This window comes from Pseudomonas sp. FP1742 (assembly GCF_030687145.1).
Classification (GTDB): domain Bacteria; phylum Pseudomonadota; class Gammaproteobacteria; order Pseudomonadales; family Pseudomonadaceae; genus Aquipseudomonas; species Aquipseudomonas frederiksbergensis_D.
Map to the genome: position 1 here is coordinate 2,831,338 of NZ_CP117460.1, position 22,133 is coordinate 2,853,470.

Annotated in this window: 12 protein-coding genes and 1 pseudogene; 4 read left to right on the forward strand and 9 right to left on the reverse strand. The window is 61.2% G+C overall.

Annotation, left to right across the window (positions count from 1 at the left end; all coding sequences use genetic code 11):
* Positions 1-139 precede the first annotated feature (139 nt).
* Positions 140-373 carry a DUF3203 family protein gene (locus tag PSH64_RS12595; protein ID WP_105342052.1) on the reverse strand — a complete coding sequence of 78 codons (234 nt, stop codon included), beginning with the start codon at positions 371-373 and terminating at the stop codon, positions 140-142.
* Positions 374-510: 137 nt separating this feature from the next.
* Between PSH64_RS12595 and PSH64_RS12600 the strand changes: the two are divergent.
* The 4 genes and pseudogenes from PSH64_RS12600 to glgB all read left to right on the forward strand — a co-directional run bounded on the left by PSH64_RS12600 (position 511) and on the right by glgB (position 9,148).
* Positions 511-1,010, forward strand: a pseudogene (locus tag PSH64_RS12600) (MgtC/SapB family protein).
* Between the two features lie 401 nt (positions 1,011-1,411).
* Complete coding sequence (locus PSH64_RS12605; protein WP_305480830.1) at positions 1,412-3,409, forward strand: alpha-1,4-glucan--maltose-1-phosphate maltosyltransferase; 1,998 nt, start codon at positions 1,412-1,414, stop codon at positions 3,407-3,409.
* A gap of 163 nt (positions 3,410-3,572) precedes the next feature.
* Entirely contained in the window at positions 3,573-6,914 is a 3,342-nt protein-coding gene (gene treS, locus PSH64_RS12610; protein ID WP_305480831.1) for a maltose alpha-D-glucosyltransferase, read from the forward strand.
* A gap of 2 nt (positions 6,915-6,916) precedes the next feature.
* On the forward strand, positions 6,917-9,148 hold the full coding sequence (gene glgB, locus PSH64_RS12615) for a 1,4-alpha-glucan branching protein GlgB (protein ID WP_305480832.1): 2,232 nt from the start codon (positions 6,917-6,919) through the stop codon (positions 9,146-9,148).
* 62 nt (positions 9,149-9,210) lie between these two features.
* On the opposite strand, the gene PSH64_RS12620 is transcribed toward glgB, so the two are convergent.
* From PSH64_RS12620 to treZ, 8 genes are all read right to left on the reverse strand, one after another.
* On the reverse strand, positions 9,211-10,275 hold the full coding sequence (locus tag PSH64_RS12620) for an autotransporter outer membrane beta-barrel domain-containing protein (RefSeq protein ID WP_305480834.1): 1,065 nt from the start codon (positions 10,273-10,275) through the stop codon (positions 9,211-9,213).
* Between the two features lie 425 nt (positions 10,276-10,700).
* Positions 10,701-11,501 carry an endonuclease/exonuclease/phosphatase family protein gene (locus tag PSH64_RS12625; protein WP_305480835.1) on the reverse strand — a complete coding sequence of 267 codons (801 nt, stop codon included), beginning with the start codon at positions 11,499-11,501 and terminating at the stop codon, positions 10,701-10,703.
* A 230-nt stretch (positions 11,502-11,731) separates the two neighbouring features.
* Complete coding sequence (locus PSH64_RS12630) at positions 11,732-12,490, reverse strand: PIG-L deacetylase family protein (protein ID WP_105342036.1); 759 nt, start codon at positions 12,488-12,490, stop codon at positions 11,732-11,734.
* A 366-nt stretch (positions 12,491-12,856) separates the two neighbouring features.
* The gene (gene glgX, locus PSH64_RS12635; protein WP_105342033.1) at positions 12,857-15,013 is read right to left on the reverse strand and encodes a glycogen debranching protein GlgX; all 2,157 of its coding nucleotides are present in this window, start codon (positions 15,011-15,013) and stop codon (positions 12,857-12,859) included.
* Positions 15,014-15,106: 93 nt separating this feature from the next.
* A complete protein-coding gene (locus PSH64_RS12640) occupies positions 15,107-15,448 on the reverse strand; it encodes a DUF2934 domain-containing protein (RefSeq protein ID WP_305480836.1) in 342 nt (113 codons plus the stop codon).
* Between the two features lie 21 nt (positions 15,449-15,469).
* Positions 15,470-18,265 carry a malto-oligosyltrehalose synthase gene (locus PSH64_RS12645; RefSeq protein ID WP_305480838.1) on the reverse strand — a complete coding sequence of 932 codons (2,796 nt, stop codon included), beginning with the start codon at positions 18,263-18,265 and terminating at the stop codon, positions 15,470-15,472.
* Positions 18,262-20,340, reverse strand: a complete 2,079-nt coding sequence (malQ, locus tag PSH64_RS12650; protein ID WP_305480839.1) for a 4-alpha-glucanotransferase — start codon at positions 20,338-20,340, stop codon at positions 18,262-18,264. Before malQ ends, PSH64_RS12645 begins: the two co-directional genes overlap by 4 nt.
* The gene (gene treZ, locus PSH64_RS12655) at positions 20,337-22,133 is read right to left on the reverse strand and encodes a malto-oligosyltrehalose trehalohydrolase (protein ID WP_305480840.1); all 1,797 of its coding nucleotides are present in this window, start codon (positions 22,131-22,133) and stop codon (positions 20,337-20,339) included. The genes malQ and treZ overlap by 4 nt, the downstream gene beginning before the upstream one ends.

The window sequence follows — 22,133 nt, forward strand, 5'->3', positions numbered from 1 at the left end:
GCATAACAGACTCAGCTAACGCAATAAAAAGCGGATCAGATGAGGTGCCGACACCCGCCTGCGACAACTTGATGCACCCGTGGCGGCGGGCCGCAAGCGCCTATGCCAAGCGCGGGTGGGGTGGGTTGATGCGGGTCAGTCAAATCACCGAATCACTGTCCGTGGCCTTCAAATGCCGGCGACCGTCCACGGCGCCTGCTACGGTCAATCCGTCGGCTTCTGCTTCGGTGATGTAGAAGCGCTGGCCGTCGAGGTCCACTGCCGACATGGATTTCTCCTCGTCGGTGATGATGGTGACATCGGGGCAAAGACGAATTTCTTCGCCGTTTTCGGTGATGAAGAAGCAGGTGTGATTTTCGATGCGCACGGTCATGGAGCAATCCTTTTTCTGCGGGTTCTTAAGGGTTAGGGCGCATTCGCCGGTCATCGTTCTGCGCAACCGATTAATGGTGGGTGGGGTCCATCGTCTAGAGGGGGCCGTTTTTCCGTTCAAATGATAGGGAGCGCACGATGGACGCTTGGTGGCACGAGGTTTGGGTGACGCTGCAAGCGGAATTCGCCGATGTCGGCGACGCCTCGCAACTGACGCGCATTACGGTGCGATTGCTGATGGCCGCCTTGCTGGGCGGCCTTCTCGGTTTCGAGCGTGAGCAAAAGGGCAAGGCTGCCGGGGTTCGTACTCATATGCTGGTCGCGTTGGGCGCGGCGCTGTTTGTGCTGGTGCCGCAGATGTCGGGGCTCAGGCCGATGCCATGAGCCGGGTGGTACAGGGGGTAATCGCCGGCATCGGTTTTCTCGGCGCCGGGACTATCCTGAAGAACACCGATGGCAATGAGGGCCACGTCAAAGGCCTGACCACCGCCGCCGGGTTGTGGATGACAGCCGCCATCGGCGTTTCGGCCGGGCTGGGCCGCGAGGCGACGGCGGTGCTCAGTACATTGCTGGCGTTGGTGATCCTCGGTGTGATGCCGGTCATCGTGCGTCAGCTGGAAAAAGATCGAAACCCGTAGGGGCGCGCTCACGGATTCACAATCACTGGTGATTGCGGAGTCTGCGGTTCCTCGCGGGGCGGCGGAGTGGTTCCGGGCGGCTCTTGCTCGGGTACCGGGCCTGGCTCGGTGGGCGGGATTGTCGGCTCATCAATGTTCGGATCGGGTGTCTCGGCCGGGATTGGAATGCTCATGGATAAGGCTCCAGTGGCAGATGGCGTGAGTCGTGCTTAAGTTGGTTGACCCGTGCCTGGCGGATTTGATTCCCCGAAAGACTTGGCAAATCCCTGTGAACTTTGCCGACGCCTGTGGCTCGGAACTTATGTGAGTTCATGCCGGTGCGTTCATGTCGGGGCAGACTGCTTCGTGTGAATGATGACCAGGCACAAGAGCGTCCTTGGGGCGTAAAGGAGAGATGCTCGATGACTGCAGAGAAACCCACAGAACTGAGCTACAACCCGCATATACCCCTGTCCCAGGCATTGTTGCTGCCGCGGATCGTAATTGAAAACACCATGCCGACCCTCGATGGCGGGCAATTCGCCGTTAAAGCCGTGGTCGATCAGGACGTGGTGGTGACCAGCAAAGTGTTTGCCGACGGTCACGACCAACTGGCCGTGCGCATCCGCTGGCGTGCCGAAGGCGACGACGCCTGGCAGAGCGAGGTGATGGATGCGCTGGGCAATAACGGCTGGCAGGGCCAGTTCCGTGTCAAGAAGCAGGGCCGCTATGCGTTCTGTATCGAAGCCTGGATCGATCAGTACGCCAGTTTTTGTTATGAACTGAAAAAAAAGCACGGGGCCTGCATGTCGGTCAGCCTGGAATTGCAGGAAGGGCGCATGCACGTCCAGCAGGCAGCGGAACGCAGCGAAGGCCTCCTCAGCGAGCAGCTGGCGGCGTTGCACCACGAGCTGTCCGGTCTGCTCGAAACCGAGCAGGTTGCCTTGTTTCTGCACCAGCGCAGCGCGGACTTGATGGCCCAGGCCGACCATCGTCCCTTCCTCAGCCTGAGCCCTGAATACCCGGTGGACGTGGAACGAGAGCTGGCGCAGTTCGCCAGTTGGTATGAATTGTTTCCGCGCTCGATCACCGATGACCCGGCCCGCCACGGCACTTTCAATGACGTGCACACGCGGCTGGCGATGATCCAGGACATGGGCTTCGACGTGCTGTACTTCACGCCGATCCACCCGATAGGCCGCAGCTACCGCAAAGGCCCGAACAACTCATTGACCGCCGGCCCCGACGATCCGGGCAGCCCTTACGCCATTGGCAGCGACGAAGGCGGGCATGAGGCGATTCATTCGGAGTTGGGCTCCCGCGAGGACTTTCGCCGGCTTGTCGCCGCCGCCGCCGAGCATGGTTTGGAAGTCGCCCTCGACTTTGCGATTCAGTGCTCCCAGGATCATCCGTGGCTCAAAGAGCATCCGGGCTGGTTCAACTGGCGCCCGGACGGCACGATCAAATACGCCGAGAACCCACCGAAGAAATATCAGGACATCGTCAACGTCGACTTCTATGCCGTGGATGCGATTCCCAGCCTGTGGGTTGAATTGCGGGACATCGTGGTGGGCTGGGTCGAAGAGGGCGTGAAGCTGTTTCGTGTCGATAACCCGCACACCAAACCGCTGCCGTTCTGGCAGTGGCTGATCGCCGATGTGCGGGCGCTGTACCCCGAGGTGATTTTTCTGGCGGAAGCCTTTACCACGCCGGCGATGATGGCGCGCCTGGGCAAGGTCGGTTACTCCCAGAGCTATACCTATTTCACCTGGCGCAACACCAAGACCGAGCTGGCGACTTATTTCACCGAACTCAACGAATCGCCGTGGCGTGAATGCTACCGGCCGAATTTTTTCGTCAATACGCCGGACATCAACCCGGCGTTCCTGCATGAATCCGGGCGCGCGGGTTTTCTGATCCGGGCCGCGCTGGCGACCATGGGCTCTGGCCTGTGGGGCATGTATTCGGGTTTTGAACTGTGTGAAGCGGCACCGGTGCCGGGCAAGGAGGAGTACCTCAATTCCGAGAAGTACGAGATCCGCCCACGGGACTTCACCGCGCCGGGCAACATCATTGCCGAAATCGCCCAGCTCAACCGCATCCGCCGACAGAACCCGGCGCTGCAGACCCATCTGGGCCTGAAGATCTACAACGCCTGGAACGACAACATCCTGTATTTCGGCAAGCGCAGTGAGGATGGCAGCAATTTCATTCTGGTGGCCGTCAGCCTCGATCCGCATAACGCCCAGGAAGCGAATTTTGAATTGCCGCTGTGGGAAATGGGCTTGCCCGACGATGCCAGCACCCAGGGCGAAGACTTGATGAACGGCCACCGCTGGACCTGGCACGGCAAGTACCAGTTCATGCGGATAGAACCGTGGCATCAGCCGTTCGGGATTTGGCGGATCACTCGTTCCTGAGTCTGGCGAAGATCAAATGTGGGAGCGGGCTTGCTCGCGAAAGCGGTGTGTCAGGCGACATCAACGCTGACTGTTAAGGCCCCTTCGCGAGCAAGCCCGCTCCCACACTGACCGCATTTCTTCAGGCGGATACTGTTTTTCCAGAATTTTTCAGGAGTTACAAATGGCGAAGAAACCCAGGTCAGCCACCTTTATCAAGGATCCGCTCTGGTACAAGGATGCAGTGATCTATCAGGTTCACGTTAAGTCTTTTTTCGACTCCAACAATGACGGGATCGGCGACTTTCCCGGCCTTATCGCCAAACTCGATTACATTGCCGATCTGGGTGTCAACACCATCTGGCTGTTGCCGTTCTATCCTTCGCCGCGACGCGACGATGGCTACGACATCGCCGAGTACCGTGGCGTGCACCCCGACTACGGCACCCTGGCCGATGCCAAACGCTTCATTTCCGAAGCCCATAAACGCGGTCTGCGGGTGATCACCGAACTGGTCATCAACCACACCTCGGACCAGCACGCCTGGTTCCAGCGTGCGCGCAAGGCCAAACCCGGCTCGGCGGCCCGGGACTTCTATGTCTGGTCCGATAACGATCAGAAATACGACGGCACCCGCATCATCTTTCTCGACACCGAAAAGTCCAACTGGACTTGGGACCCGGTAGCCGGTCAGTACTTCTGGCACCGCTTCTATTCCCACCAGCCGGACCTGAATTTCGACAACCCGCAAGTCATGAAAGCCGTGCTGTCGGTGATGCGCTACTGGCTCGACATGGGCATCGACGGCTTGCGGCTGGACGCGATCCCGTACCTGATCGAGCGCGACGGTACCAACAACGAAAACCTCCCCGAGACCCACGACGTCCTCAAGCAGATTCGTGCCGAGATCGACGCCAATTACCCCGATCGCATGCTGCTGGCCGAGGCCAATCAGTGGCCGGAAGACACACAGCTGTACTTCGGCAATACCGACGCCAGCGGCCAGAACGGCGACGAATGCCACATGGCGTTTCACTTCCCGTTGATGCCGCGCATGTACATGGCGCTGGCCCAGGAAGATCGTTTCCCGATTACCGACATTCTGCGCCAGACCCCGGAAATTCCCGCCAACTGCCAGTGGGCGATTTTTCTGCGCAACCACGATGAACTGACCCTGGAAATGGTCACCGACAGGGAGCGCGATTACCTGTGGAATTACTACGCGGCCGACCGTCGGGCGCGGATCAACCTGGGGATTCGCCGGCGTCTGGCGCCATTGATGGAGCGCGACCGTCGTCGTGTGGAACTGCTGAACAGTCTGTTGCTGTCGATGCCCGGCACGCCGACCCTGTATTACGGCGATGAAATCGGCATGGGCGACAACATCTACCTCGGCGATCGCGACGGTGTGCGCACGCCGATGCAGTGGTCGATCGACCGCAACGGCGGTTTCTCCCGCGCCGACCCGGCCAGCCTGGTGTTGCCGCCGATCATGGACCCGCAATACGGCTACTTGTCGGTCAACGTCGAAACCCAGGCCGGCGACCCTCATTCCTTGTTGAACTGGAACCGGCGCATGCTCGCGGTGCGCAAGCAGTCCAAGGCTTTCGGTCGCGGGACGCTGAAGATGCTCTCGCCGAGCAATCGCCGGATCCTGGCTTACACCCGTGAATTCACCGGCGCGGACGGCAAGCACGAGATCATTCTGTGCGTGGCCAACGTGTCCCGCAGCGCGCAAGCGGCGGAGCTGGATCTGTCGGCTTACGTGGGCATGGTTCCGGTGGAGATGCTCGGCGGCAACGCGTTCCCGCCCATTGGCCAGTTGAATTTCCTGCTGACGCTGGCCCCTTACGGTTTCTACTGGTTCGGCCTGGCGGCGGAAAATCAGATGCCGAGTTGGCATGTGGAGCCGGCGCAAAGCCTGCCGGACTTCACCACCCTGGTGCTGAAGAATCGCATGGAAGAGCTGCTTGAAGCACCGTCCCGCGCCACGCTGGAGCAGGCCATTCTGCCGAGCTGGCTGCAGAATCGTCGCTGGTATGCCGGTAAGGACGGCACCATCGACAGCGTCAACCTCGCCTACGGCGTGCGCTTCGGCGACCCACAGCATCCGGTGCTGTTGAGTGAAATCGACGTCACCAGCGCTGGCCAGACCAGCCGCTATCAGTTGCCATTCGGCTTTATTTCCGAGGAGCAGGTTGGCGCGGCCTTGCCCCAGCAATTGGCGCTGGCCAGGGTTCGGCGCGGTCGGCAGGTCGGCCTGATCACCGACGCCTTCAGCCTCGACAGCTTTGTTCATGCAGTGTTGCAGGGCATGCAGGCCAGTACGGTGTTGCCCTCGGACGGCGGCGAGATCCGTTTCGAGCCTACTGATGAATTGACCAAATTGGGGCTGAGCGCCGAGTCGCAGGTGCGTTACCTGTCCGCCGAGCAATCCAACAGTTCGGTGGTGATCGGCGCCAGCCTGGTGTTGAAGCTGATCCGCAAGGTCGCGTCTGGGGTGCATCCGGAACTGGAAATGAGCGCGTACCTGACCCACGCCGGTTTCAAAAATATTTCGCCGCTGTTGGGGGCGGTGATTCGTCGCGATGCGGCGGGCGAGGACACGCTGTTGATGATCGCCCAAGGCTATCTGAGCAATCAGGGCGATGCGTGGGAATGGACCCAGAACAACCTCGAACGGGCGCTTCGTGACGAGCTCGCCGATGCCGTGTCCGAGCAGGAACAGCACTACAACGCCCTCGGCGAGCTGAAGGATTTTGCCGGCATGCTCGGCCAGCGCCTGGGGGAGATGCATCAGGTACTGGCGACCCCGAGCGCCAACCCGGACTTCGCCCCACAAATCATGAGCCAGAAAGATGCCCTGGCTTCGGCCAAGGACGTGGCGGCGCAGCTGGAGCATGCCTTGAAGTTGCTCAAGCAGCATCAAACCGAACTGAGCGCGACGGACCAGACGTTGGTCAGCCGCTTGCTGGACAACAAGAAAGCGATCCTCGGACATATCCAGGAGTTGGGCAAAAAGGCCGCTGGCGGCTTGCGTATCCGCGTCCATGGCGACTTGCACCTGGGGCAAGTGCTGGTGATCAAGGGCGATGCTTATCTGATCGATTTTGAGGGTGAACCCGCGCGGCCGCTGCATGAGCGCCGAGGCAAACACAGCCCCTATAAAGACGTCAGCGGCGTGTTGCGTTCCTTCGATTACGCCGCGGCGATGGCGATCAACGTGCACAACGTCGATAACACGGCGGATGCTCGGGCGGCGCGTCAAAGGGTCGCCGAGCGTTATTTAAGAGAGGCGCGACAATCATTTGTCGACGCTTATCGGCTGGCGGCAGCTAGTCTTGCTCATGCATGGCAAGATCCTGAAGGCGAGGATGCTGCGCTGGCGTTGTTCGGTCTGGAGAAGGCGGCTTACGAAGTGGCCTATGAGGCTGAAAACCGCCCCACTTGGCTACCGGTGCCGTTGCAAGGTTTATACGGATTATTGAGTGGGCTTAAACCCTTTTCCGATCTTGGTGGAGAGTAGTCATGAGTATCTCGAACAAGGAACAGGGGCACGTTAAAGAGGCGCTGCTGCCCAGGGCGCGGGATATCGACGCGTTGGTACGCGCCGAACATCAGGATCCCTTTGCAATTCTCGGCCCGCACGGCGATGGCGCCGGCGGGCAATTCATTCGGGCCTATCTGCCGGACGCCTTGAGCGTGCAGGTGGTAGACAAGGCGTCCGGGGAAGAACTCGGCAGCCTTGAGACGACCCAGACTCCGGGACTGTTCGTCGGGCACTTCGAGCAGGCCCGGCCTTATTTATTGCGAACCCGTTGGGCCGGCGGTGAACAACTCGCCGAGGACCCTTACAGCTTTGGTCCGTTACTTGGCGAGATGGATTTGTACCTGTTCGCCGAGGGCAATCACCGGGATCTGAGCAGTTGCCTCGGCGCGCAACTGAAGACAGTCGATGGTGTGGATGGCGTGCGTTTCGCCGTGTGGGCGCCGAATGCCAGAAGGGTCTCGGTGGTCGGTGATTTCAACGTCTGGGACGGACGGCGGCATCCGATGCGCCTGCGGCACCCTTCAGGGGTCTGGGAGTTGTTCATCCCGCGCCTGCAAGCGGGGGAGGCCTACAAATACGAAATCCTCGGCGCCCACGGCATTCTGCCGCTCAAGGCCGACCCGATGGCCCTGGCCACCGCGCTGCCGCCGGACACCGCATCAAAAGTCGCCTCGCCGCTGAAAGTCGACTGGCAGGACCAGGACTGGATGCAGTCCCGCAGCGAGCGTCAGCGAACCAGCGCACCGCTGTCGATCTACGAGTTGCACGCCGGTTCCTGGCAATGCGAGCTGGATGACCTGGGCGAAGTCGCCCGTCAGTACACCTGGCCCGAACTGGCCGAGCGGCTGATTCCTTATGTGAAGGAGCTGGGTTTTACCCATATCGAACTGATGCCGATCATGGAGCATCCGTTCGGTGGTTCGTGGGGTTATCAACTGCTGTCGCAATTCGCCCCGAGCGCCCGTTACGGCTCGCCGGATGACTTCGCTGCTTTCATCAACGCCTGCCACCAGGCCGAAATCGGCGTGATCCTCGATTGGGTGCCGGCGCATTTCCCCACCGACACCCATGGCCTGGCGCAATTCGACGGCACGGCATTGTACGAATACGGCAACCCGATGGAGGGTTTTCACCAGGACTGGGACACGCTGATCTACAACCTGGGCCGCACCGAGGTGCACGGCTACATGTTGGCGTCGGCGCTGCACTGGCTCAAGCATTTCCACGTCGATGGCCTGCGGGTCGATGCGGTGGCGTCGATGCTGTATCGCGATTACTCGCGCAAGGCCGGCGAGTGGGTGCCCAACCGTCACGGCGGTCGGGAAAACCTGGAAGCCATCGATTTTCTGCGCCATCTCAATGACGTAGTGGCGCTGGAAGCACCGGGTGCACTGGTGATTGCCGAAGAATCCACGGCGTGGCCGGGTGTCAGCCAGAGCACGCAACAGGGCGGGCTGGGTTTTGCCTATAAGTGGAACATGGGCTGGATGCACGATTCGCTGCATTACATTCAGCAGGATCCGGTGTACCGCGCCCATCATCACAACGAACTGAGTTTCGGCCTGGTATATGCCTGGTCCGAGCGTTTCATCCTGCCGATCTCCCACGATGAAGTGGTGCACGGCAAGCATTCGCTGATCGACAAGATGCCTGGCGATCGCTGGCAGAAATTCGCCAACCTGCGGGCTTACCTGAGCTTCATGTGGACCCATCCCGGCAAGAAGCTGTTGTTCATGGGCTGCGAATTCGGCCAGTGGCGCGAATGGAATCACGATCAGCAACTGGACTGGTATCTGCTGCAATACCCGGAACACCAAGGGGTGCGCAAGCTGGTCGGCGACTTGAATCGGTTGTATCGCGAAGAGCCGGCGCTGCACGATCAGGACGATGTCCCGCAAGGCTTCCAGTGGTTGATCGGCGACGACGCGATCAACAGCGTCTATGCCTGGCTGCGCTGGAGCAAGGAGGGCAGGCCGGTGTTGGTGGTGGCCAACTTCACCCCGGTGCCGCGTCAGTCCTACCGTATCGGCGTGCCGTTTGCCGGGCGCTGGGTCGAGTTGATCAACAGCGATGCCGACACCTATGCCGGGTCCAATTACGGTAACGGTGGCGGGGTGTTCACCGAGGAAGAACCGAGCCATGGGCAGGCACTTTCACTGGTGTTGAATTTGCCGCCGTTGGCGGTGTTGATTCTGCGGCCGGAGGGTTAGAATCCTGATCCTCCTGACTTGATCGTTCCCACGCAGAGCGTGGGAACGATCAAGTCATACCCTCACCAACGCATCCGCACCCCAAGGCTGCCAATCAACCCGTTCAAATCATTGTCATCCACATCGCTGCTGTAATCGGCGCTGACATACAGGCTGACCAAAGGCGTCACCCTGGCCACCAACCCCAGACCCACATCCACCGTCGATGAATTGCGACTGCTACTGATTTTGTCGACCTGATCCAGGCTCACGGTATTGCCCGTGTACACCGTGTGCCACAAATTGGTCCGCACATAGGGTTCGACCGGCAGGCCGTTGATATCGTAACTGCCTTTCAAACGTGCACCGACCCGACCGCTCCAGGACGTCAGGTCGCTGGATGAGGCGTTGCCGGAGCCGGCATACGGCGTATCCAGCGTGATGCGTTGATTGATCAACTGCGCCTGGGGTTCAACCACCCAGTTTTCGCTCAGGCCGATCGGGAAACCACCTTCCACCGACAGCGTCACCGCGCTGCCTTCGGTGGCTTGCCGTACGCCCTGTTCATTGCGGCTGTAACCGTTGACCCGGCCACCGCTGGCCGTCAAGTCGACGTGCCAGCCTTGCGGCCCGGTCAGGCTCCAGTAGGCACCAAGGCTTTGGCCTTGAAGGTTGAGCGTGTCATGGCTGGGGGCGGCGAGGGCGCGGCTGGTCAGCAGGCCGTTGTCATTGCCCTGGAATTGCGCGTTGCCGCCGATCAGTCCGACCCGTTGGGTATGACCGCTGTTGCTTTGCACGGTCAGGAGCGCCGGGCCTTTGAATTCGCTGGCTCCGGGGATCGTGCCCTGGGCCAGATAATCGGTTTGGGCCTGCCGCGACGTCGGGCCATAGGCGTGTTCCCAGGCCAGGGGCGCGGCGTCTTCGATTGTCAGGCGCGAGCTGGGTAAGTCGGAGTTGACGCGTAAACGGTCGGGATACGTGGCCAAGCCGAAGGGCAAGGTAAGTGTCGGCGGTTGCTGGCTGTACCAGGGCGATGTTTCGTCCTCGGCAGACGACGCTCGCACCTCCATGGATGAGCACAGCAGGAGTGAACCGGAGACAACGCAAAAAGTGAATCTTATCTCTTGTGGGGTGAATGAAGTTCTCATGGAGGTCTACCTTGCAATCGCATGTGTATCTCGCTGTGGCGTCTCTCCTACCCCGAATGAGGGGCGACCGAATGGATTGAGGCAAGGTCCGACCCGCCCGTTTCGAGGGTGTCTGGAGACTTGCCCCGGATGGATTTCCGGGGGTAGTAAGGACTAGCTAAGAAGACCGATGGCTTTGCGTCAAGAAAATGGCCGATAAGTGGTATTGATAATTTATGCTTTATAAGTGACTGATTTTTGTCGCAGATCTAAGTTGTTGTTTGTGCGAAAAATCATTCTTGAAGGTGCGATCCAGACGTGTTTGGTAGTGGGCTATCGGTCGAGCGATGGATGATCAGTGAAAAGATATTGAGCGAGTTGGAACGTCATTGCTGTCATTTTTTCTGCTAAAGCCGGTAGCCTTTGGCGCCTGTCGTTTGACGGTATTACAGGTGCACTTCCACCGCCAGGGGCAAATGGTCCGACAGGTGCGTCCAGGGCTTGTGGCCCAGGATGCGTGGTTCATGACTGCTGGCATTGCGCAGGTAGATACGGTCCAGGCGCAGCAGGGGAAACCGCGCCGGGTACGTCTTCGCCGGTCGACCGTGGTGGCGTTCGAACGCTTCATGCAGGTAATTGCGTCGGGAGAGGGCGGCGTTGCCTTGCAATTGCCAGTCGTTGAAGTCGCCGGCAATGATCACCGGGGCATCGTCGGGCAGCGATTCAAGCAACAGGCAGAGCAACTGCAGCTGGAGTTGTCGATGGCTTTCCAACAGGCTCAGGTGCACGCAAATGGCATGCACTTCGGCATGGCCCGGTACATCCAGCACACAGTGCAACAAGCCGCGCCGCTCGGGGCCGGTGATCGAGACATCGAGGTTACGAAATTCGCGTATCGGGTATTTCGACAGCAGGGCATTGCCGTGATGGCCGTCGGGGTAGACCGCGTTGCGACCGTAAGCGAAATCGCTCCACATGCTGTCGGCCAGGAATTCGTATTGCGAGGTCGGTGGCCAGTCGTTGTAACGGGAAGAATGGCGGTCGTGCTCACCGACCACTTCCTGAAGAAACACCAGGTCCGCCGACGTACTGCGTACCGCCTCGCGCAGTTCCGGGAGGATGAAACGTCGGTTGAGGGCAGTGAACCCCTTGTGAGTATTGACCGTCAGCACTCTGAGTCGATGAATCGCCGGGGGCGTGTTCAGTGTCATTGATTCGACGGCTTGGCGTTCGGAATCGCGGGTCACGTTCACTCCTCTGAATCAGGGTTGCTGTATGCATGCGACTGATGCATTGGCGAGCAGTTCAGTTTGAGCGCAGCCAATCCAATGCGGGAGCGGGCTACTGTGGCGAGGGGGCTTGCCCCCGTTCGGCTGCGAAGCAGTCGCAAAGCTTTTGGGGCCGCTTCGCGACCCAACGGGGGCAAGCCCCCTCGCCACAAAAGCGCCTTTGCCACAAAAGGCATTCCTCGAATGATTCAGACAAACACAAGTTCATATGGCAAGCGCATACGCTCCAGAATCACCCGGGGCAGCATCGGGGCGATGCCGATCGCCGGTTCACCGTCGAGTTGGCTGGCATAGGCGTAAGTGGCGTGGCTTTTGCGCGCGACGGTCCAGGTGTCGAGGCGTAGCTTGCGCGCGCGATGCCAGGGGATCAGACCGTGATCGCGCATCGGCCAATGCCAGGCCCAGACCGGTATTTCGTTGAGCGTCGCTCCGACCAGGGCGGCAGCCCTGGCACTGGCACGGCCGACGGCGTCGTGATCGACGTTGCCATCTTCGCGCCAGGTGGTGAATACCACATCGCCGGGGCGCAGGTAGCGGACGATGAATTGGGTCAACTCGGACTCCCGCTCGGCCAGAGCGTTGTCGGTGAAGCCGCCGCGAATCCACTTCAGGCTGTGCATCGGCAACCCGAGCCGGCGCAAGGCTTCGACACTTTCCTGGGGGCGGAACACGCTCAGGCGTTTTTCCGACCACTGTCGCGACCCCGGATGACTGGCGCTACCGTCGGTGATCGAGATCAATTGCAGGGGATGCCCGAGGGCGCACAACAGTTGCAGCAGGCCACCGCAGGTCACCACTTCATCACCGGGATGCGGGGCGATGACCACTGCGCGAGCCCCGGACGGGACGAGTGTTTCGGTGTTGATGACGGGGATGTTGTCCAGTTGCGGGGCGCTGTTCCAGATCTGCGCGGGCAAGCTGTTTTCGCTGATGGAAACCGGTTTCATAGGCGCTACGTCCTTGTTCTGTCTTGCCCTCAGTCGTGCGCGATGCTTGCAAGGGCGCAAGCCTGGCAGACCCGTGAAGGCGGGTAGATAGCAATGTGCAGCGCTCCGAACCCTGGATTGCCGCCGGCAGAGTATTGCTCATGAAACGCTATTCGTCGCCTCAGCCTTTGGTCTGATGCGGTTTTTTTAACCCTGGCTGTGTCGGGGTTCGCAAAAAATCACCGGAACCTTCGAGGCAACACAATTGGTGTGGGAGCGGGCTTGCTCGCGAAGAGGGCGTGTCAGTCGACATTAATGTTGCCTGGCACACCGCCTTCGCGAGCAAGCCCGCTCCCACATGAGTTGTGCTTTACCCCTGAGATCCACTCACTCTTCTTCCTCATGCTGCAATTCGAACAGCAGCAGCGAACGGCCGGTGACCGAATATTCGCGACCGAACTCAAAGCGTTCCTGGCCACGTATCGACGGTTGATTGGTATCGATCATGCAGGTCCAGAAACCGCCGTCAGGCACTTCCGGCAGCAGGAAGTTAACGATGTCATGGTGGGCGTTGACCACCAGCAGCAGGGTCGCGTCAGCGCCTTTGCGGCGTATGCCGGTTTCCTGGGCGCGACCGTCGAGCAGCATGCCGAGGCAACGACCGTGGCCTTCCTCCCATTGTTCGGTGGACATTTCGCTGCCGTCCGGGGAAAGCCAGGTCACGTCCTTGACGCCGATGTCTTCGTTGTAATTGCCCACGAGAAAGCGTCCACGGCGCAGGATCGGATAGGCCAGGCGCAACTTGATCAGGCGTTTGACGAACTTGAGCAGGGCCTTGCCGTCTTCGCTCAGGTCCCAATTGACCCAACCGATTTCGCTGTCCTGGCAATAGGCATTGTTGTTGCCTTCCTGAGTGCGGGCGAACTCGTCGCCGGCCACCAGCATCGGCGTGCCCTGGGACAGCAGCAACGTGGCAAAGAAGTTGCGCATCTGCCGCTGGCGCAGGGCATTGATTTCGGGGTCGTCGGTGGGGCCTTCGACGCCGTGGTTCCAGGACAGGTTGTTGTTGCTGCCGTCCTGATTGTTCTCGTCGTTGGCTTCGTTGTGTTTGTCGTTGTACGACACCAGATCATTGAGGGTGAAACCGTCATGGGCGGTGATGAAGTTCAACGAAACATATGGCCGGCGCCCACGCTGGTTGAACATTTCACCGGACGCGGTCATGCGGCTGGCGAAGTCGGCGAGCTGGCCGTCGTCGCCTTTCCAGAACGCGCGCACGGTGTCGCGGAATTTGTCGTTCCATTCGACCCAGCCCGGCGGAAAGTTGCCGACCTGATAACCGCCGGGGCCGCAGTCCCAGGGTTCGGCGATCATCTTCACCTGGCGCAGCACCGGGTCCTGCCGGCAGGCCACGAGGAAGCTGTGCCGCTCGTCGAAGCCCTCATGGTAGCGGCCGAGAATGGTCGCCAGGTCGAAACGGAACCCGTCCACGTGCATTTCCGTGGCCCAGTAGCGCAGGGAGTCGGTGACCATTTGCAGCACGCACGGGTGGCTCAGGTCCAGGGTGTTGCCGGTGCCGGAATCATTGATGTAGTAGCGTTTGTCGTCGGGCATCAAGCGGTAGTAAGAGGCGTTGTCGATGCCGCGCATCGAGAGGGTCGGGCCTTGTTCGTTGCCCTCGGCGGTGTGGTTGTAGACCACGTCGAGGATCACTTCCAGATTGGCGTCGTGCAGGTGCGCGACCATCTCCTTGAACTCGGCGATCTTGCCGCTGGCCAGGTAGCGCGGGTCCGGGGCAAAGAACGCGATGCTGTTGTAACCCCAGTAATTGGTCATGCCTTTGTGCAGCAGATGCTGGTCATTGACGAAGGCATGGATCGGCAGCAATTCCACGGTCGACACACCGAGCTTGCGGATGTGTTCCAGCACGTCATCGACCATCAACCCGGCAAAGGTGCCGCGCAGGTTCTCGGGGACGGAGGGGTGACGCATGCTGAAACCGCGTACATGAGTCTCGTAAATGATCGTCTTGTCCCACGGCACGCTGACCCGATGGTCGTGGCCCCAGGTGTGGGCCGGGTCGATCACTTTGCATTTGGGCACGAAGGGCGCGCTGTCCCGTTCATCGAAACTGAGGTCGGCGTCAGGGTGGCCGATGGTGTAGCCGAACAACGCTTCGGACCATTTCAGCTGGCCGACCAATTGTTTGGCATAGGGATCGATCAGCAGTTTGTTGGGATTGAAGCGATGACCGTTGGCCGGGTCGTACGCCCCATGGACGCGATAGCCGTAGATCAATCCCGGATGGGCATCGGGCAAGTAGCCGTGGTAGATCTCGTCGGTGTATTCGGGCAGCTCGATACGTTCGATTTCCACCTCGCCGGCATCGTCAAAGATGCACAGTTCGACCTTGGTCGCGTTAGCCGAAAACAGCGCGAAATTGACTCCCAGGCCATCCCAGGTCGCACCAAGCGGGAAGGGCAAGCCTTCACGGATTCGCGAGGCCTCGTGAGGTTCGGGCGCGGTTTTCTTTGGACTGGTCATAGCTGCTCCTGCAACGGTATTTTTCGAGGGCGAATGCGCTCTCGGTGGCGAGAGAACTCGCCACGAAGTTAATCAGGACAAGGCCGTGAAGCGTCAGGTCGTTGGCGGTTTACGCGCTGCGCGAGGCTTTTTCACGGTGGCTTTTTCGCCTGGCGGGATCACTGCCGAAGCAGCGGCGGGTTTGGCTTTGGGCTTGGCTCGGGGTTTGGCTTCGATGCCCTTGGCATTGACCAGCTTGCCGTCGGGCTTGCCGACAGGTTTGGTGGCGGCGGTTTTGCTGCCGCTGGCCTTGGCTGATTTGCCGGGCGCCAGCGCTTCGGCCTCGGCCAGTTTGCAGGCCATCTTCCAATGGCGCTCTTCCTGGCCCTCGGGTTTGCCTTCGGATTCCCAGATTTGATAGGCAAATTCGCGGATGCGTTTTTCGTCGGTACTCATCGCAATGCTCCTGAACTGAACTCAAGCTTGGGTAGTTTGGATAAAGAGATTGACCGGGAAGTCCCCCAGCGCGGTGTTGACCAGCAATTCCCTGTGTTTTGTGACTGCGACGCTTGCAAAAAGTCCCTTCAGATTTTCTTCAGTGACGGCGAACGGCAATTTGACTCGGGTATCGCCCCACAGCGGCGCGTCAACCCGTGGTTCGGCACTGTTTTCCAGCAGTTCGGCACAGCGTATCGGTACTACCACGATAGCCCGTTTTCCCTGCCATTCTCGAGCAAACGCCAACACCCGGTGGGCTTGGCTGCCAATGACTTCAAGGGCCTGGTAAGTCCCCTGTTGAAACACCTCGGCATGCTCGGCGCGCACGTGTAATGCCCGGACGATCAGGGTTTGCTTGATGCGCCCGTCATGCCAGTTCGCCAACAGATCGGGCAGGTCCAACGGTCTTTGCAGGGCCTGCTGACGAAGGGTGTAATCCACCGGCCGGCGGTTGTCCGGATCGACCAGTGTGAAGTCCCAGAACTCGTTACCCTGATAGAGGTCCGGCACCCCCGGCACGGTCATGCGCAGCAAGGTTTGCGCCAATCCATTGAGCGCGCCCGGGGCGGCAATGCGTTGCGCCGCCGCACCGATGGCCGTGCGCAGCGGCTGGCCTTCGGGGCTGAGCAGCAGGCGTTCGAGAAACCCCTGGGTCGCCTGTTCATACCCCTCGTGTGGCGCGCTCCAGCTGCTTTGCAACTTGGCTTCGCGCAGGGCTTTCTGTTGCCACTGCCAGAGGCGTTTGGCGTAGTCCTCGAGCGCTGGCTGATCATCGCTGCGCAGGTCCAGCGGCCAACTGCCGAGAATCGCTTGATAGAGAATCAGCTCGTCGCCCGCCGAGGGGGCGCCTGGGTCAATGCGCAGTGCGTCGGCCAGTATTCGCCACTGTTCGACCTGCTCGGCGTACCAGGTGCTGCGCTCGCTCAACACCGCCAGCCGCGCGCGGGTGTCTTCACCGCGTTTGTGGTCGTGGGTTGCGGTGGCCAGCAGGTTGTCGGGGAATTCGGCCAGGCGATTGGCGCACACGGCGTGGAAGTCGATAACCGGGGCGCTGAACTGCTCGGTGTTGTAGCCGACATCGTTGCGCGACAGCAGCACTGCCGAGCGATATAGCGCGGTGTCTTCCACGGCCTTGGCCGCCGCCGGAGAGGTCAGTTGCTGGAAGCGCACGCAGGCATGCTTGAGCAGTTTGCGCGGGCGGCCCACCGGGCGCTTGCGCCAGGGTTGGCCGCCGAGCCAGCCGGCCAGGCAATCGAGCACCGGCCAATCGGCCTCGCCAAGGGTCTGCCGGGCACCGTCCATGGCCTGTTGGAAAAACACCTCGTCCTGGGCTGAGCGACCCAATGGGCTGATGTAAGTGCGGTACACCGGGAAGTGCACAATCAGTTCCTGCAAGGCCCGACGGATCGCGCCGAGGGTCAGGTCCCGTGTCATCAGGTCGTTGCGGGCCACTTGCAACAGGGCGTGGGCGACGCTTTCGAAGTCTCCGGCGAGGGAGCCGTTGAGAATCTGCTGGCGTGCCAGTTGCGCTTCCTGGCGAAAGTCGGCGGGGCGTTCGCTATGCCGGCTCCAGAGTTCGCCCAAGGTCTGGGCACCTTCGGGATCATGTTGCAGCAACGACAGCTGGTTCATGAATTCGTAACCGGTACTGCCATCGACGCACCAGTCGCGGTGCAGGGTTTCGCCTTCGCCGAGGATCTTCTCGACGTAGATCGGCAGGTGTCGGCCGGGTGCCAGGCGATCGATCCTGCGCCGCAGTTTGCGGCAGTAGCCACGCGGATCGGCGAGGCCGTCGATGTGGTCGATGCGCAGGCCGTCGACCAGTCCTTCGGCCACCAGCTCGAAAATCTTTGCATGGGTCGCTTCGAATACCGCCGGCCGTTCGACGCGCAAGCCACCGAGTTCATTGATATCGAAAAAACGCCGCCAGTTGATGTCATCCGCCGCGGTGCGCCAACTGGCCAGGCGATAACTCTGGCGCTCCAGCAGGTTATGCAGGCGCTGGAAACCCTCGGGAGTGAGCGAGTCGTACGTGCCGAGGGTGCGCGCGATGGCGTGAAGAATGGCCGGATCGCTGGCGAGTTCATGCAGCTCGGCCTTTAGCGGAATCGCCAGGCTGTGGGCGTCGGTCTGGTAACTCAAGGTACTGAAGCGGTCGGCCAGGGATTTGAGCTGCTCGGTCTGCTCGGCATTCAATCGATCATCGGGCTTGAGCAGTTCTCCGTAGTCCGTGGGGCTGATCGGGAAATGATGCTCATAGTGCTCGACATAGAAGGCGCCGCGCCGGGCATCGAAACGCAAGGGCAGGGTGCCGTCCTGCAAAGCGATGCCGTAATCGCTGCCCAGAAAGGGCAACAGTAACTGGCCTTCCATCAACGGGTCGGGTGAGTGCCATTGAATGTCGAAGAATTCGCCGTAAGGGCTCAGCCGCCCCCATTCCAGCAAGTCGAGCCACCAGGGGTTGTCGCCACCGCCAACGGCCATGTGGTTGGAAACGATGTCGAGGATCAGCCCCATGTTCTGTTTGCGCAATGCACTGACCAAGCGGCGCAATGCCGCTTCGCCACCCAGTTCAGGGTTGACCGTGGTCGGGTCCACCACGTCATAGCCATGCATGGAGCCCGCGCGGGCGGCGAGCAGTGGTGAGGCGTAGAGGTGGCTGATGCCCAGGCTGGCGAAATACGGCACCAGCGGCACCGCCTGATCCAGGGTGAAGTCCTTATGAAATTGCAGCCGCAGGGTTGCCCGCAGCGGTGGGATGAGCGGTTGATTCATTGGTCACGCTCGGCCGCCTGAAGTCGCGCACAGGCGAGCAGTTCCAGGCGTCGGGCGGCATCCGGATCATCAAGCAGGGTTTCGCTGTCGCCGGGCAACCGACGGGACCAGTTGGGATGGGTATCGGTGGTGCCGGGCAGGTTGGCCTGTTGTTCGATGCCCAGGGCATCCTCCAGTGGCAGCAACACCAGTGGCGCGCGGGTATGACCGAGGAACCGGACGGCGGCGTCGAGCACCTGATCGGTTTCATGGGACTCTTCACGGAAATTTTGCGGGTCCTGGCTCAGCACCCGGCGCAAGCCTTCGCGCTCGCGTTCGCGATGTTGGCGCCATTGGATTTCACCCGTGGCGTCGACCAGGTCCAGGCGCGCGCTCCAATCGATATCGCGGCCATGCCACCAGCCATTGAGCGTCGGCAGGTCATGGGTGCTGGTGGTTGCCAGCGCATTGTCGGGCCAGTCGAGAATCGGCTTGAAGTGGGCGTTGTCCTGTTCGAACAGCAGCACGCGCATCCCGAGGATCGAGCGTGCGATGAGTTTCTCGCGCAGGCCATCGGGCACGGTGCCGAGGTCTTCGCCGAGAACGATAGCCTGGTGCCGATGGGATTCGAGGGTCAGCAGGCGCAGCAGGTCGTCCACCGGGTAATAGAGGTAGGCGCCGTCGCTGGGCGGCGCGTCCTTGGGGATCACCCACAGGCGTTGCAGGCCCATGACGTGATCGATGCGCAGGCCGCCGGCATGGGCGAAGTTGGCCCGCAGCATTTCGATGAACGCACGAAATCCGTTGCGCACCAGACCTTCAGGCGAGAACGCGGAAATACCCCAGCCCTGGCCGGTGCGGTTGAGGATGTCCGGTGGCGCTCCCACGGTCAGCGAGGCGAGCAGTTCGTCCTGGCGACTCCAGGCCTGGCTGCCACCGCCGTCGGCGCCCACGGCCAGGTCGGCGATCAGGCCGATCCCCATGCCGGCACCGCGAGCGGCGGTCTGGGCGCGTTCCAGGCTGCGGGCGATCAGCCATTGGCAGAACGCGTAGTAGCCGATGCGCGAACTGTTCTCCTCGGCAAATTGCGCCAGGGCAGCGCTGCGCGGGTTACGCCATTGTTCGGGCCACTCGCGCCAGTCGAGGTTTTCACCGCGCCTGGCACGGGCTTCCTGGATCGCTTCGAAGCGGCAATGATTTTCCAGCGCTTCGCCACCGGCGTGACGGAAGCTGCTGAAGTCGGCATGCAAGGGGTGGGCGCCGTGGGTGAACCCTTCGTACAAGGCTTCCAGTAAACGGTGTTTGGCCTCGGCGGCGGTGGGCCAGTCGATCAGCGGCAGGGCTTCGAGGTGCTTGAGTTCGGCGGCCAGCCCCGTGGCGTCGATCGCGGTGCGCAGGGCACGCTCGCCGAGAATCGCACCGGGCGCCGCGTACAGGCTATTGAGAAACAAACGGCTGGACGGTGAGTAGGGGCTGTAGCGCTGGGTGTCGCCGCTGAACATCGCATGCAGCGGGCTGATCGCCAACGCTTCGGCGCCCCGTTCGCCGGCCACCCGGGCCAGGTCCTCAAGCGCCTGGGTGTCGCCGAAACCGCCATCGCCGGGCCGGCGCAGCGAATACAACTGCACGCTCAGGCCCCAGACACGCGGGTTTTGACTGTCAACGGCGTCGCCGACGCTGTAGCAGCGCTCGGGGGCCACCGCCAGGGTGAACGACTGATCGTCGATGATGACGTGCTGATAACCCACCGGCACCAAACCGGGTAAAACAGCGTTGTCATCGAGCTTCAGGTTGAGCCGTGAGCCGTCTTCGAGATGGATCTCACAGGGGGTTTGCGGTGCGAAGTAGTGGGCCAGATCAAGCCCGACGCCAACGTCACACGTCAGCAGCGGCGGCAGGTGCCGGGTTTGTCGCACCTCCTGCAGTTGCGCCAGGCTGGCGTTGATCTCCTGGGCGGTACTGGCAGGATGGCCAAGCCCGGCCAGCACTGAACGCAGCACTGCCGGGGTCACTTTCTGTGGGCGGCCATTGGCGTCGATCCAGTCGACGGCCAGGCCGGCTTGGCTGGCCAGTATTTCCAGTTGCGTATCGCTCATGGGCGCTCTCCATCCGGGGGTAGCAAAGGGGCTGCGGCCGTGAGGCTGACTAGCGCGCAATACGGGGCAAGCATGCCCTGATTCAACAGGCCGGCCGAATGCGGCGGGTATTCGAACAGCAGTGTCGCGTCGGCCTGTGGGGAGTGGACCACGGGTGCGTCGCGGAGGTTCAGGTCAATGCGCAACTGACTGCCATTGCCCAGCCGCCAGCGTGCCGACACCGCGCCCTCGGCCAGTACCTGCGCCCCCAGCGCGTGGGCGCCGGGCAGGTGCGGGATGATATGTCGGTGGCGGATTTGCAGCAGTTGGCGATACAACTCATAAGTGGCCGGTTCCTGGCTGGCGGTCAGTGTCGGCCGCGATGCCTCGAAGGTCTGCGTCGCGTTCGGGTCGGGAATCTGCTCACGTTTGTGCGGGTCGGCAAAGGCGCTGAAGGCTGCGAATTCGTTGCGTCGACCTTCGCGCACCAACTCCGCCAGTTCACCGTGATGGCTGGTGAAGAACAGGAACGGTTGCTCGGCGGCGAACTCATCGCCCATGAACATCAGCGGAATCATCGGCGACAACAGCAGTAACACGGTGGCGGCGTTGAGGGCTTCGGAGCGGGCCAGTTGATGCAGCCGCTCGCCAAAGGCGCGGTTGCCGATCTGGTCGTGGTTCTGCAGGAAAAGCACGAAGGCCGTGGGCGGCAAGTGACCGCTCGGCTCACCGCGCGGCGTACCGTGGTGGGTGATATGGCCTTGAAACACAAAGCCCTGGCTTAAGCAGCGGGCGAGTTGTTCGGTGGGGTTCTGGGCGTAGTCGGCGTAATAGGCATCGGTTTCACCGGTGAGCAAAACGTGCAGGGCGTTATGGCCGTCGTCGTTCCACTGTGCGTCGAAACCTTGCTCCAGCAGGCTGGCCTGGTTGTGCTCGTTTTCCGCCATCAGCCACACATGCCGCGCCGGGTCGATTTGCCGGCGGATCCGTTGCGCCAGCTCTTGAAGGAAATCCGGGTCTTCGATGGCGTGCACCGCATCCAGGCGCAGACCGTCGAAGCGATATTCCAGCAACCACATCAACGCATTGTCGATAAAGAAGTCGCGCACCTCGCGCCGACGAAAATCGATGGCTGCGCCCCACGGGGTGTGTTTGTCTTCGCGGAAAAAGCCTTTGGCATAGCGGTGCAAGTAATTGCCGTCCGGGCCGAAGTGGTTGTAGACCACGTCGAGAATCACCGCCAGGCCATGGCCGTGGGCCGTGTCGATCAGGTGCTTGAGTTGTTCGGGCGAACCGTAGGAGGCCTGAGGCGCATATGGCAGAACCCCGTCATAGCCCCAATTGCGCTCGCCGGGAAATTGCGCCAACGGCATCAGTTCGATGGCGGTAATCCCCAGTTCGACCAGTCGCGCCAGATGCTGCTCGACCTCGCTGAAACCGCCGAGAGCACCGACATGCAGTTCGTAGATCACCGCCTCGTTCCATGGCCGACCCTGCCAGGCGCGGTGTTGCCAGCGATAGGCGAGGGGATCGACCACCACGCTGGGGCTGCCGATATCCCCCGCCTGGGCGCGGGAGGCCGGGTCCGGCACCTCCAGCTCGCCATCGATGTTGTAGCGGTAACGGGTGCCCGCGGGGCAGCGGGTCTTGATCACAAACCAGCCATCGGCCTGAGGCAGTAGCGGCAGGGATTGTCCATCTTCCAGTTCAAGACTGACGTAAAACGCATCTGGCGCCCACAAGGCAAAACGCGTGTGTTCTGCGTCCAGCATGATTGCGCCGTGGGGCCAGGTCTCGAGGGTCCGTAACGGCAT